Origin of the sequence: Acinetobacter sp. YH12236 (assembly GCF_013417645.1) — a bacterium.
In the GTDB taxonomy this organism is placed as follows: domain Bacteria; phylum Pseudomonadota; class Gammaproteobacteria; order Pseudomonadales; family Moraxellaceae; genus Acinetobacter.
Window position 1 is genome coordinate 1 of record NZ_VPDM01000004.1, and the last position, 12,869, is coordinate 12,869.

At 42.4% G+C, this 12,869-nt stretch carries 12 protein-coding genes; 4 read left to right on the top strand and 8 right to left on the bottom strand.

Annotated elements, in window-relative coordinates:
* Both FTV14_RS03030 and FTV14_RS03035 read left to right on the top strand, forming a co-directional pair.
* On the top strand, positions 1-474 hold a 474-nt coding region (locus FTV14_RS03030; protein WP_180053313.1), incomplete at its 5' end, for a transposase.
* 192 nt (positions 475-666) lie between these two features.
* Positions 667-939 (top strand): hypothetical protein, encoded by a 273-nt coding sequence (locus FTV14_RS03035; RefSeq protein WP_159123438.1) that lies wholly within the window; start codon positions 667-669, stop codon positions 937-939.
* A 70-nt stretch (positions 940-1,009) separates the two neighbouring features.
* Here FTV14_RS03035 and FTV14_RS03040 read toward each other — a convergent pair whose 3' ends face one another.
* From FTV14_RS03040 to FTV14_RS03055, 4 genes are all read right to left on the bottom strand, one after another.
* Positions 1,010-2,173 (bottom strand): hypothetical protein, encoded by a 1,164-nt coding sequence (locus tag FTV14_RS03040; RefSeq protein WP_005232512.1) that lies wholly within the window; start codon positions 2,171-2,173, stop codon positions 1,010-1,012.
* Positions 2,174-2,267: 94 nt separating this feature from the next.
* Entirely contained in the window at positions 2,268-3,683 is a 1,416-nt protein-coding gene (locus tag FTV14_RS03045; RefSeq protein WP_180047582.1) for a hypothetical protein, read from the bottom strand.
* A gap of 9 nt (positions 3,684-3,692) precedes the next feature.
* Positions 3,693-3,872, bottom strand: coding sequence for a hypothetical protein (locus tag FTV14_RS03050; protein ID WP_004781696.1), 180 nt, complete (start codon positions 3,870-3,872; stop codon positions 3,693-3,695).
* Between the two features lie 256 nt (positions 3,873-4,128).
* Positions 4,129-4,296 (bottom strand): hypothetical protein, encoded by a 168-nt coding sequence (locus FTV14_RS03055; RefSeq protein ID WP_171069961.1) that lies wholly within the window; start codon positions 4,294-4,296, stop codon positions 4,129-4,131.
* A 417-nt stretch (positions 4,297-4,713) separates the two neighbouring features.
* On the opposite strand from FTV14_RS03055, the gene FTV14_RS03060 reads away from it, so the two are divergent.
* Positions 4,714-4,914, top strand: a complete 201-nt coding sequence (locus tag FTV14_RS03060; protein WP_179991974.1) for a dodecin family protein — start codon at positions 4,714-4,716, stop codon at positions 4,912-4,914.
* Between the two features lie 56 nt (positions 4,915-4,970).
* On the opposite strand, the gene FTV14_RS03065 is transcribed toward FTV14_RS03060, so the two are convergent.
* The 4 genes from FTV14_RS03065 to ompR all read right to left on the bottom strand — a co-directional run bounded on the left by FTV14_RS03065 (position 4,971) and on the right by ompR (position 10,133).
* Positions 4,971-5,666, bottom strand: coding sequence for a DsbA family oxidoreductase (locus FTV14_RS03065; protein WP_180047584.1), 696 nt, complete (start codon positions 5,664-5,666; stop codon positions 4,971-4,973).
* A 208-nt stretch (positions 5,667-5,874) separates the two neighbouring features.
* Positions 5,875-7,392, bottom strand: coding sequence for an acetyl-CoA hydrolase/transferase family protein (locus tag FTV14_RS03070; protein WP_180013282.1), 1,518 nt, complete (start codon positions 7,390-7,392; stop codon positions 5,875-5,877).
* A 205-nt stretch (positions 7,393-7,597) separates the two neighbouring features.
* Positions 7,598-9,058, bottom strand: a complete 1,461-nt coding sequence (locus FTV14_RS03075) for an ATP-binding protein (RefSeq protein WP_180053314.1) — start codon at positions 9,056-9,058, stop codon at positions 7,598-7,600.
* A gap of 310 nt (positions 9,059-9,368) precedes the next feature.
* The gene (gene ompR / locus FTV14_RS03080) at positions 9,369-10,133 is read right to left on the bottom strand and encodes a two-component system response regulator OmpR (RefSeq protein ID WP_004781707.1); all 765 of its coding nucleotides are present in this window, start codon (positions 10,131-10,133) and stop codon (positions 9,369-9,371) included.
* A gap of 336 nt (positions 10,134-10,469) precedes the next feature.
* Between ompR and FTV14_RS03085 the strand changes: the two genes are divergently transcribed.
* The gene (locus FTV14_RS03085; RefSeq protein ID WP_180053315.1) at positions 10,470-12,821 is read left to right on the top strand and encodes a Tex family protein; all 2,352 of its coding nucleotides are present in this window, start codon (positions 10,470-10,472) and stop codon (positions 12,819-12,821) included.
* The last annotated feature ends 48 nt before the right edge of the window (positions 12,822-12,869 follow it).

The following is a 12,869-nucleotide window of genomic DNA, read 5'->3' on the forward strand; positions in this document are numbered from 1 at the left end:
CAGGCAGGAAAAATTAGACGCTATATCACTTCATTAATAGATTCAAAGATATATCCACTGCTAGCCTTAGCAAAGCTTTATGCTCAGCGCTGGGAAATAGAAATGTGTTACCGAGAAATCAAAAGTGGTTTACAGGAAAGTAAGCATTTGAGGAGCAAGCAACCTGATTTAATTTATCAAGAATTATGGGGTGTCTTCATTGCTTATAATATTCTAAGAAGACAAATGAAATATATGGCTCAACGTGCAAAAGTCAGTCCTTTGAGAATCAGCTTTCATATTGCATCTATCGGCATCCTTAATATATTAAGATTCGACTCTTTAGACTCCGCAGGAAATTTACCCAAACATCTAGAAAGTTTACTGGAGAAATCTAGGAGGTATGTTTTGCCTGAGAGGAGGGTTAGAAGTTGCCCAAGAGTTGTGAAAGGTAAACCACTGAAATACCCAAGAAAATGCCAGTCAATTTCTTAACTGACTGGCATTACCTCTACGGAGGGATTTTTTATGTTCTGAATTTAGCGCTTAAAACTTGGATTCCCCTTTAATGATTTAAAAAAGCGATAGCCAGAATAAAAAAATACCTTTAAGTTTTAAATCTGAAAAATAGATAATATTTTATATATTAATTTATAATAGCGATTATTAAGTTTAGAGAATTCTCCCATGAAAAAATCACTGATGATGAGTCTGAGTACAGTCATTCTGATGTCAATGAGCGCAGCCACAATGGCCGATACTGAGTCCAAAAAAGTGACTCGTAGCGATCGTATTAGTTTTCAGGCACCCATGAAAAAAGAAGCGCCAAAAGTAAAACGAATGCAGCGTACCGACCGCGCGGTATGGAATATGCCACAGATGGAACAGCCTTCTTTGCAGCAAAAACGTATGATTCGTAGTGATCGAATTGCCTTTACAACGGTTGAGCACCGCCAATAAAAACTTATTGGATTCAGACATTAAAAAGCCCATATTTTATGGGCTTTTATAGTTTCGGATTTGTTCAAATTTAGAAAATGGCCTCAAGACGTACCATCGCACCCAGATAATGGCTTCGGTCCAGTCGGTCATCATTCAGATAGTTCAGGTCGCCTTGCACAAAGAACCATTCACGTAAGAAAGGCTGTCTCCAGGACACATAAGGTCCCCAGCGATTTAAGCGTAAATCTTTATCATCCAGATAGCCGCCCGTATAGATGCCATAGTTAAAGCGGTTGCCCTGGAAAAATTGATGCTGTCTGAAGGTATAGTTGTCCCAGGTCAAATCGTCTTCCTGCTCATCTGCATAGGTTAAACTTAACTGATTGGAAAAAAAGGCCTCATTGGGACGAGCATGGATCAGTTCCAGGTTGGTCCGCAAATAATTTTCACTCTGCAATCCATAGCGATAAATCTGTTCGGCATGAAAAGAGAAGTCATTCTGCATCGCCCAGTCTTTACTGATTTTGGCCCGTACATAGATATCATCCCCAGAACGTACCCCCAGATCCAGATCGCTATCGAAAGGTAGGCCATTTGAAAATTCTGACCAGCGTAGTGCAAACGAGCTGTTGTTTTCACGGGTACGGCGAATATCCAGATTTTTATCCCGGGCATTGCCAGGATTTTCATTGGTAATTGCGACATTGCTATCCAGTTCGTTATCCAGGCTGTCATCACCAAAGACCAGACTTAACTTTTGTTCCAAGGTTGGAAGCTTGATTTTTCCTCGAATCCTCGGCTTGATTTCATAGTTTTCATATTTGTCCCAGCTATTATCCAGGATGATTCGCAAAGTCGCAGTTGCTGGCTCATCCGGGTTGGTCTGGCCAAACCAGTTATCAATCTTATGTGCGGTGCGGTCTGCCCATTCACGGATTCTTTTCTGCTTTTTGTCAGCCCAAGATTTATCTTCTGTTTCTTCGGTGGTGGGCACCATCGCTTCGTCTGACTGTTCAGGTAAAATCGTAGGCGTGGCATCGATCAAGCGTGGAATCTGATCTAAAATACCTGTACCTGTACCTGTACCTGTACCTGTACCTGTACCTGTACCTGTACCTGTACCTGTACCTGTACCTGTAGGCTGTTCTGTTTCTGCAGGTTCTGTAGGAGATGCTTCTGCCCAAACTGGGCTACTACTTAATCCCACGCCAAGTGATAGCAATAAGATTCGAGTAATTTGGTTTATTCGCATGAGTTGATTCTTGCTCTTATCGTATTTTATTTACTGCGCTAGTTTTCTAAAAAATAAGGAAAAAAAGCAAGGATAAACTACATAACTACATCAATTATTTAATGATTTGTGCCTGAATTGCCATATAAAGATCTAAAACCCGTACCGGCTGTGACAATCCTAAAACAATTTGATGAATTTTTTGCCAATTCAAATCCTTATCACGTTTGAGCATTAAATAAGGATAAGCGATTTCCTGATTGGACAATGCCAGGCGACGTTCTCCATGAATCACCCGAATTTTCTGATGTTCCTGTAGCAATAAAATTGGAGTAGAAAAATCAGCGGGCGCTTCCTCAAAATTGATAAATTTCTTTTGATGAATACACCGAGCCGGAATATAGGCATAGCTTTCCTCAGGCATCCAGACCGTTTCGGCTTGTTGCAGATATATTTCACTGAAAAGATCTATCTGATCAAGACAGGTACCTAAAGCTGCCCATGATATGGATTTTATCTCTATACAACGCCGTCCACGTTGCGTGCCCCAGTGCTGGATACAGGAATTGGCCTGCAAGAGGCTCGGTGCGCCCAAGAGCATCAGATATTTCAGACCTTGCCCTTGCTGATCGGTCTGCATGGAGAGATAAACAGGACGTGCCTGCCAGTGGTCTTCCTCAGCATAATATAGCGCCATTTCAAGATCAGCCGGTTGAGAAGCAGTTGGCTGTAATTCTAGGGCACAGAGGCGCCGTATAGTTGCTCCTGCATGTTCTAAGGGATGCAGCAGGGCAGAGAATTCACCTAGCTGTATAGATTCAGGAAAATTAATATTTTCCTCTATTATCAAAATAGAGGGTGAACTATCCGTATTGTCTATTTCTACAGACAGTTCAGCTGTTTTAACTTCTATTTCGTTAGTCGCTCTGTCTAAATCAGGTTTAATTGTTTTAGACAATTGAGGTGCAGTGATCTTGGTCTGGATCTGCAAACTGCCCTGATGATAACGCGCGATTTCTAGGGTAAGCGTATTGAATTCGGCATCCTGAACAGATAAAGCCGGAATATCCAGTTGGGGATCGAGAGGAAAATATGCGTCTTGTTGCTGTTGCTGCAAAAGCCAGTGATGGCAATTTGCTAATTCATCCCATTCACTATGTAAAAAATCAGTTTGCTCTACAGGACCCAGCCAGATTTGCCAGCCTTGTTGTGGCTGATGCAAAAAGGCCCAGCCTGTTTCTGAATGTGCAGTGAGTGCCTGTTGCAGCTGGACAGGATTCTTAAAATAACCGCGATAACAGTGATGAAACTCGGTGCTCGCCGCAAACTGATGTGCTGCCAGCTCAGGCTGGACACGGGATTTAAAACTTAAAATCTGATTTTTAAAAACAGGTTCATCACAGAGATGAAAAATATCCTGGAGCCGTTTTTTGGTTCGGGCGGCTTCATATAAACTGAGGGATTTATGTTCTAGTTGCTGCCCCAATTCATTTAATTCTTTAATTAACTTTGCTTTTTCTAAAGCATTCATTTTAGCTCTCTAGATATATTTGAGTGCTTTATCCAGTGACTTGGCCATGATCATATTGACCGCAAGTTCTACCAGTTTATATTCGGTAGAGTTGGGATCTGGATAACGCTCAGCCATTTCAATCAAAAAATCCACAGAAATTGCCTGCGGAGAAATTTTTCCCTGTATTAATGCTTGAAGCTGGTTCATAACAAGAAAGTCTGAAATCCATAAAAGATCAGGTTTTGATTATAAGCATTTGATTGACAAAATACTTGATTATTTTGAGTATTTTTTAAGCGAATTTGGTAGTTGTTTTTGAATAAAAAGTGAACGAAATCAAAATAAAATAAAAAATAATGAGATTCTTAATACTCGCTAAACAGAAGAACAAGTTAGATTTTTGGAGCCCTGAAATAAAAACAGGCTGAATAATTCAGCCTGCTGGGAGATTTCGCTTAAAGACTTAAGCCGCTTTTTCAGTTTCTGCATTTGCAGTATCTGTTGCTACAGTTTCAACTGGTGCTTTGCTCACAGGGAAATCTGGAAGATAAACCACTTGAGCCATTTGTGCTGAAGCTTGTAGAGAAAAAGCCATCACAGTTGCTGCGCATAAAAATTTAACAGTTTTCATAACATGACCTTTTGATATCTGGGTGTTCAAGAGCTTGAACAAGGAAAAAATTAGTCTTAAATCACGTGAAAAATAATATCAAATGGCAATTAATAAAAAATGATCAAATCGGCAAGAAAAGCAACTAAATTTAGATAAAATACTCTATAAAACAATATATTAGAATATTTGCTCTAGATGGTTTTGGATTGTTTTTTATACATTTTTTAGATGTTTTAGAAGCTTTTAAGCAAACATTTATTTGTTGATTATTTAAAACTAGAGATCCAGATTTAAATTTTTTTTAAAGCAGTAAGGGCAGATCAGTATTTGTTCATTCCCTGTAAGTTTTTGCTATTACTTGTTTGCTAGGAGCTGTAGAGAAATTTAAATCGACTAAGATGAATGCTTCTATCTTCACAGAGTGAGTGTTGAATCATGGCAATTGCAAAAGTGGTAGAAGTCAATTCAAGCAGTAGTAAAAGCTTTGAGGATGCAATTCAAAGTGGCATCGCAAAAGTCACAGAGACGATCAAAAATGTTCAAGGTGCCTGGATCAATGAACAGAAAGTCGTGATTAATGACAATAAAATTACCGAATATCGTGTCAATCTAAAGATCAGTTTTCTGGTTGAATAATTCACATCATTCATAAAAAAATCCCCATCTTGAATGGGGATTTTTTGATTTAGTTTTTACTCAGGCTTTGCCGGAACATCACAAGCATCTGTAGAACACTGATCAGCTGCTGGCTGTTGTTGTGGTTCCTCTAAAGCTTTTTCAAGAACTTGCAAGAAAACTTCCTTCGGCTGAGCACCCGCCAAAGCAATGCGTTGATCAAATACAAAGAACGGAACACCGGTAACTTTGAGCTGGTCATGCGCTACTTCCTGGTCAAACTTAACAAAATCCGCAAATTCATCCGAGTCGAGTAAATCATCTACTTCAACCGGGTTCAGGCCAATACGCGCCGCGACATCTTCCAGCGTTTCACGTTCACCAATTGGCAGGCCTTGCGTCATATAGCTGTAGAAAAAAGCTTCCTGAGCTTCATTGCCCAAGCCTTTGCTTTGTGCCAGGTGAATGATGCGATGCGCATTCAAGGTATTGCCAGAGTTGGCACCTTCCCAGTTAAATTCAATGCCTTCCTGTTTGGCCATGGCTGCGATATTGCGCTGCATGTCTTCAACTTCTGCCACTGAACGGCCATATTTTTGTGCCAAACGCTCAGAGTTGGAAACTTCCTGACGGGCTGGCGCTTCAGGATCTAGCTGAAAACTATGCCAATGGACTTCAAGTTCAATTCCGCTTTCCTTTGCAGCAGCTTCCAGCCGTTTTTTACCAATATAGCAAAAAGGGCAGACCACATCTGACCAAATATCTACGCGCATGTCATGTCTCTAATCTTTGTCTTGTTAGAAGTATGAGGGTGAAGAACTGGAATTTAAAGCCCTGCATCCAGACTAAGTGCAGTTTTTTAATCATTCAAAATATTTAAGAAGTTAAGCTGATCAGATTCTTATGGATAGATTTGTCTTTGTTTATTTATTATTTTTCCCATAAAAAAACGCCCCGTGGGGCGTTTTCTGAAGCGGTCAATTAAGCAGTTTTGACTGCAGCTTCTACTGCAAGCATATGACCATTTTCTTCAAAGTTAGAGTGCCAAGATAATGCTTCACGAAGCAGGTGAGGTGTATGGCCACCTTTTGCACATGCACGGTCGAAGTAGTCATTCAATGCATCTCGGTACATTGGGTGTGCACAGTTGTCGATGATCGCACGAGCACGTTCACGTGGCGCCAAACCACGAAGATCTGCCAGACCTTGTTCAGTCACTAAGATATCTACATCATGTTCAGCATGGTCAACGTGAGACGCAAATGGTACTACTGAAGAGATGTCGCCACCTTTCGCGATTGATTTAGTCACGAAGATTGCAAGGTGCGCATTACGAGCGAAGTCACCTGAACCACCGATACCGTTCATCATTTTGGTACCACAAACGTGAGTTGAGTTCACGTTACCGTAGATATCGAATTCAAGCGCAGTGTTGATGCCGATAATACCTAAACGGCGTACCAGTTCAGGATGGTTTGAAATTTCCTGTGGACGTAATACCAGTTTGTCTTTGTAGTGCTCAAGGTTGTTAAATACTTTTTCGCCATATTTAGCAGAAAGTGTAATAGAAGAACCTGAAGCAAACTTCATTTTACCGGCATCGATCAATTCAAACGTACAGTCTTGTAGTACTTCTGAGTACATGATCAAGTCTTCGAAGTTTGAATCTTTCAGACCCGTCAATACGGCGTTTGCAATGGAACCGATCCCTGCTTGAAGAGGGCCAAGGTTTTTCGGTAAACGCTCTTCAGCTACTTCTTTTTCAAAGAAAGCGATCAAGTGGTTAGCAATTGATTGAGTCTCATCATCTGGTGCAGTTACAGTTGATGGAGAGTCATGCAATTCATTGTTGAATACGATACCCACGATTTTTGAAGGATCAATATTGATTGCATGTGTACCGATACGCTCATCCACTTGAGTCAATGGAATTGCTTGACGTGTTGGACGGTAAGTCGGGATGTAGATGTCGTGCAAGCCTTCAAATGCAGGACTTAAATTCGTGTTGATTTCAACAATCACTTTCTCAGCAAAAATTGCAAAACTTGCAGAGTTACCTACAGAAGTTGTTGGAATGATGCCGCCATCTTCAGTGATCGCAACCGCTTCAATTACCGCCACATCAGGTTTTTTCAACTGCTGGTTACGCATCTGTTCAACGGTTTCAGACAAATGCTGATCGATGAACATCACTTCACCTTTGTTGATCGCTTTACGTAAAGTGCTATCTACCTGGAATGGTAAACGACGTGCCAATACGCCTGCTTCAGTGAGTTGCTTGTCCAAATCGTTACCGAGTGATGCACCTGTGATCAACGTGATTTTCAGTGGATTTGCTTTTGCGCGTTGTACCAAAGCTAAAGGAACCGCCTTCGCTTCACCAGCGCGAGTAAAGCCACTCATACCCACAGTCATACCATCTTCGATGAATTCAGCAGCTTGTTCAGGGCTGATGACTTTGTTGTGTAGGGAGGCTAAACGGATACGATCTAAAGACATTTCAACTCTCATAAATTCTTAAATAATGATACGGATTGTACCGATCAAAAAATGTATTTTGCATAGGTGTTAGGCTAAGGTCTAATTTTTTAGCTAAATGTAGGTATAATGAAAAATGATGTTTTTTAAATGATTGAATTATTAAAAATTAAAATGAATTATATAGAAATACTAAAAAATCGTTTGTTGCTTTTATGATCACTTACTAGAAGTGATCAGTGAGCGTTTGACGAATTTTATCTAAGGTGGTTGGGGCAGCGGGTGCCTCGGAATCTGCTGTTTTCAGGGGTAAGGCGATAATGGCTTCCAGACCGCCTTCAGGCCGATTCTGGATATGCAGCTCACCTGAGTGAATATCAACAATACGCTTGACAATTGCCAGACCCAGACCACTGCCTTGTACGGTACGCGCAGAATTTCCACGAACAAAGGGTTGCATCAGCGCTTCAATTTGGTCTTCCGGAATCCCTTCACCATGATCGGCCACACTGATCATCAGTTTATGGTCCTGCACATAGGCAGCCAGCTCGATCGGTTCCGCACCATAGCGTTTTGAGTTGTTGATCAGGTTACCAATCAGGCGTTTCAGCGACATGCTGCGTACCTCAACCAGCGGTATCTCTTGAGGTGTAAAGCGAATATTAAGTGGCTTAAACTGCTTGACCAGTTCCTGCAGCAGCACATTGACATTGGTTTCTTGCAGCTCTTCATCGGAACCATCCCGCATATAGGAAATGAACTGGTTCAGAATGGCATCCATATCCTCGACGTCATAAATCAGGCCTTCCTTGAGAAAGTCTTCATCCGGCATCATTTCTGCGCTAAGACGGATACGGGTCAACGGTGTACGCAGGTCATGTGAAATCCCCGCGAGCATGATTCGACGATCACGCTCGGTTTGATCCAAGGTATAAATCATCTGGTTAAACGCATGATTCACCTGACGGATTTCCAGCGGACCATGATTGGTATCCAGATAAGGGGCGGAACCATTTTTACTATAGCTGTTTGCTGCATTCTGCAAGCGGCGTAAAGGACGGTTTAGCTGACGCACCAGGGTCAGGATAATAATGCCGGCAATGAGTGGCGTACCCAACAGCCAGCCTAGAATCAGTTCAGGACTATAGTTGGCATAGGTTTTAAGAGGTTCACGTACCCAGTTGCCGTTCATTTCAGGGGTTTGAATCCAGATGCGTGGACTTGGCTTGAACTGGAAATAAACGGTTGCCTGTTCGATTCTTAATTCTTTGGCCAGTTTGGTTTCAATCTGGTTAGTAAAGAATTCAGCAATAACCTTGTCTTTTACATTGGGGTATTCAGCCGGATTGGTGACATATTCGATTCCGATCCGGTTTTTGAGCCAGGTATCAATATCGACTTCCTGTTCTTTATGATAAAGACGCAGGTCCGGATTGTTGAGAATTTCTAGCTCCATGGCCAGATAACGCGCGTGTTGCTGAATTTCAGGTAAATAAAGTGTGCGCCAGAAAAACCAGATTGACATGAACAGGCTGAAACAGACCACAAAGACCACCAGTACAGTGGTTCGCATTGCTGCAGAGCGCGGTTTGATTTTGTCCAGAAAGCGTTCCCAAGGGGTACGTTTTTTTTCTGAGTAGCTGACAAAATCGGTAAATTTTTGTGGGTCGATGGGGTCGAGTTTCACTGAGCAATCCTGTGCTATGACTTCAGCAAATTATTATGAGTTGATTAAAAGGCCTTATCACACCGGAGTCAAACCATCTGTAATTTAGATATAGGTTAAAACCTTCGGTTCGACCTACTTTTGTTTCGGCAAAAATAGGCAAAACCATTTTCATTCGCAAAACTCGTCAAATTGTGGCAAGTAATCAATTTATCGCAGAAACATTAGAGATGAATACCTCCTGCCTCAAACAGTTGCGAATGAATTTGTCACGTAATTCAAAACTAGATTTATAGACGGACGAATATTTTACTTTCTTCTAATAAGAAAATTATTCAGCACCATCTGGAACAAACACATAACCGACACCCCAAACGGTTTGAATATAACGCGCACGGGCAGGGTTTTCTTCAATCAAACGACGTAAGCGTGATACCTGAACGTCAATTGAACGTTCCATCGCACCCCATTCACGGCCACGTGCCAGATTCATCAGCTTGTCACGAGTTAAAGGTTCACGTGGATGTTGTACCAACGCTTTTAATACTGCAAATTCACCAGTGGTCAGGGTCACTACCTGGCCCTCACGAGTCAGGGTACGAGTCGACAGATCCAGTGACCATGGGCCAAAGGATACCACTTCCATTTGCTGGCTAGGAGCGCCTGGAACTTCACGGACTTGACGACGCAAAACTGCACGGATACGTGCCAGCAATTCATTTGGATTAAATGGTTTAGGCAGGTAATCATCTGCACCGGCTTCCAGACCTGCAATACGATCTGAATCGCTGCCACGTGCGGTGAGCATAATGATTGGAATATCAATATTCGACTGGCGTAGGCGACGACAGATGCTGAGGCCGTCTTCTACAGGCAACATAAAATCGAGCACAATCAGAGAAAACAGTTCCCGCTGTAATAGTCGATCCATCTGGGTAGCATCGTGCGCAGTTTTAACGACGAAGCCTTTATCTTCAAGGAAACGTTGTAACAGGGTACGCAGACGCACATCATCATCGACAACCAGGATGCGCTCGACCCGGTCGGTTTCGGTATGTACAGCATCGGGTTTTTCAGCAGGTACCACTAAACTCATGAGGTGCTCCTTTATTCTTTATTGTCGTCATAAACAAAAAATGAAATATGCTTTGAGTATACGATTCATTACTATTAATTGACTATGCTCTAAAGCATCAAATATTGCAGTTAAAATCAAGACATAGATACCAAATATATACATCTATATGCGAAAAAAATCGTCCCGGAACAAGAATAAAATGCAAAGTTCATGCAAACTTTAGTGGAAAAACTGGAAAACGATCGTATACGGTTATCTGAAGCTTATATAAATTAATAAAAACAATGGTGGATTTTATAGACCTGGTCTTTATAATCATGCCATTTAGTACTTATCCTTGTGGGATCAAACACGATGACTGACTTAGTTCAGCAGTTGGCAAAAGAACTTGCCGTACGTCCAAATCAAGTAGAAGCTGCCATCAAACTGATTGATGAGGGTGCCAGCGTTCCTTTCATTGCACGTTACCGTAAAGAAGTAACGCAGGGCTTAGACGATACGCAACTACGCCAGCTCGATACACGTTTATCGTATTTGCGTGATTTGTATGAACGCCGTGAAAAGGTGATCGAATCACTAAAAGAACAAAATAAATTATCTGATGATTTATTGGCACGGGTGAATGCGGCAGAAACTAAAAATGCCCTAGAAGAAATTTACGCACCATACCGTCCAAAACGTACCAGCAAATCGTTTAAAGCCAAAGAAGCCGGTTTAGGTCCGATTGCAGAAAAAATCTTTACTGAAGCCGTGGATCCAGCAGAAGCTTTAGCGGGCTTTAGCCATGAAGATTATCCAGATCAGGAAAGCCAGCTCAATGCGATCCAGCATATCGTGATTGATGACTGGGCGCAGAATATTGCGTTGACCACTGAGCTTAAAGCAATGTTTGCTAAAACTGCCGTGCTGAAAAGTCTGGTCGCTAGCGAAGAGAAAAAAGAAGTTGGTAAAAAATTCCGTGATTACTTCGATTTCTCTGAAAATCTGAACAAGGTACCTTCTCATCGTTTATTGGCAATGCTACGTGGCCGTCAGGAAAATGTACTGGGCCTTAAAGTAGATGGTGAAGATGATGCACCATTGGCACGTATTGAAACTGAATACAACCTGGATACCATTCAGCCGCAATCTCGTCAGGATTTCTTAAAGCAAACTGCGAAACTGTTCTGGCTTGGTAAAGTTCGTCCAACGATCGAACATTCATTATTGACTGAAAAACGTCTGGCTGCTGAAGCTGAAGCAATGCAGGTCTTTGCTGAAAACCTGCGTCATCTACTGCTTTCTGCGCCTGCAGGCGCACGTACGACACTGGGCGTAGATCCTGGTATCCGTACTGGCGTAAAACTGGCAGTGGTGAATGAATCAGGTGATGTATTGGCACATAGCACCATTTACCCATTTGCACCGAAAGATGATAAAGAAGGTTCACTGACTGAATTGGCACGTCTTTGCCGCGAATTCAATGTTGACCTGATTGCAATCGGTAATGGTACAGCAAGCCGTGAAACTGAAGCGTTAATTGCCGAAATGATGGCTGCAAATAGCGACCTGAAATTGACTCGTGTTTCTGTTTCAGAAGCGGGTGCTTCTGTTTACTCAGCATCTGAACTGGCTTCTCAGGAATTGCCTGAACTGGATGTATCGATCCGTGGTGCAGTATCAATTGCACGCCGTCTGCAAGATCCATTGGCTGAACTGGTGAAAATTGATCCTAAATCAATCGGTGTAGGTCAGTACCAGCATGATGTAAACCAGACCGGTCTGGCAAAAACTCTTGAAGCAGTGGTTGAAGACTGTGTGAACTCGGTCGGTGTGGATGTAAATACTGCATCTGCTGCAATCCTGGGTTATATCGCAGGTCTGAACAAATCAATTGCACAGCAAATCGTGGACTTCCGTAAGGAAAATGGCCGTTTTGACAACCGTCAGGACCTGAAAAAAGTGCCACGTCTAGGCGAGCGTACTTTTGAACAGGCAGCGGGTTTCTTGCGTATCCAGCAAGGTTCAGAACCGCTAGATGCCTCTGCAGTTCACCCTGAATCTTATCCATTGGTATCTAAAATTGTTGAAGCGAAAGCAACGACTGTAAAAGATATTATTGGCAACACTGAAATCATTCGCCAGGTCAATGCTGAAGAGTTTGTCGATGATAAATTCGGGCTGCCAACCGTTCAGGACGTTTTGGCTGAACTGGAAAAACCTGGCCGTGACCCGCGTCCAGAATTCCGTACCGCAAAATTCCGTGATGATATTACTGAAGTGGCTCAATTGACTGAAGGCATGCAGCTGGAAGGCGTAGTCACCAATGTGACTAACTTCGGTGCTTTCGTGGATGTTGGTGTACATCAGGATGGTTTGGTACATATTTCTGAATTAGCCAATGAATTTGTGGCTGATCCGCATAAAGTGGTAAAACCAGGTCAAATCGTACAAGTTCGTGTACTGAACGTTGATGTGGAACGTAACCGTGTCAATCTGTCGATGCGTCCTGAAGGTTCGGAAGCGCCAGCGAAAGCACCACGTCAACCACGTCGTGACAATGAGCAACGCGGTGAGCGCAAGCCACAAGGCAAACGTCCACAGCATGCACGTCCACAAGGTGACCGCCCGCATGGCAAGAAACCTCAAGCGGCTAAACCACAAGAAAATAAAATTGGTGGTTTAGGAGCACTATTACTTCAAGCCGGAATTAAAGGTTCGAAATAATCTTTAGGCTCTAAACGAAAAACCTCCCAATCGGGAGGTTTTTTATTT

Excerpts from the sequence above, each read along its gene's own strand:
- ompR (WP_004781707.1), bottom strand. The coding sequence starts at position 10,133 with ATGAGTTTAGTGGTACCTGCTGAAAAACCCGATGCTGTACATACCGAA.
- FTV14_RS03060 (WP_179991974.1), top strand. The coding sequence starts at position 4,714 with ATGGCAATTGCAAAAGTGGTAGAAGTCAATTCAAGCAGTAGTAAAAGC.
- FTV14_RS03050 (WP_004781696.1), bottom strand. The coding sequence starts at position 3,872 with ATGAACCAGCTTCAAGCATTAATACAGGGAAAAATTTCTCCGCAGGCA.
- FTV14_RS03040 (WP_005232512.1), bottom strand. The coding sequence starts at position 2,173 with ATGCGAATAAACCAAATTACTCGAATCTTATTGCTATCACTTGGCGTG.
- FTV14_RS03065 (WP_180047584.1), bottom strand. The coding sequence starts at position 5,666 with ATGCGCGTAGATATTTGGTCAGATGTGGTCTGCCCTTTTTGCTATATT.
- FTV14_RS03070 (WP_180013282.1), bottom strand. The coding sequence starts at position 7,392 with ATGTCTTTAGATCGTATCCGTTTAGCCTCCCTACACAACAAAGTCATC.
- FTV14_RS03045 (WP_180047582.1), bottom strand. The coding sequence starts at position 3,683 with ATGAATGCTTTAGAAAAAGCAAAGTTAATTAAAGAATTAAATGAATTG.
- FTV14_RS03035 (WP_159123438.1), top strand. The coding sequence starts at position 667 with ATGAAAAAATCACTGATGATGAGTCTGAGTACAGTCATTCTGATGTCA.
- FTV14_RS03085 (WP_180053315.1), top strand. The coding sequence starts at position 10,470 with ATGACTGACTTAGTTCAGCAGTTGGCAAAAGAACTTGCCGTACGTCCA.
- FTV14_RS03055 (WP_171069961.1), bottom strand. The coding sequence starts at position 4,296 with ATGAAAACTGTTAAATTTTTATGCGCAGCAACTGTGATGGCTTTTTCT.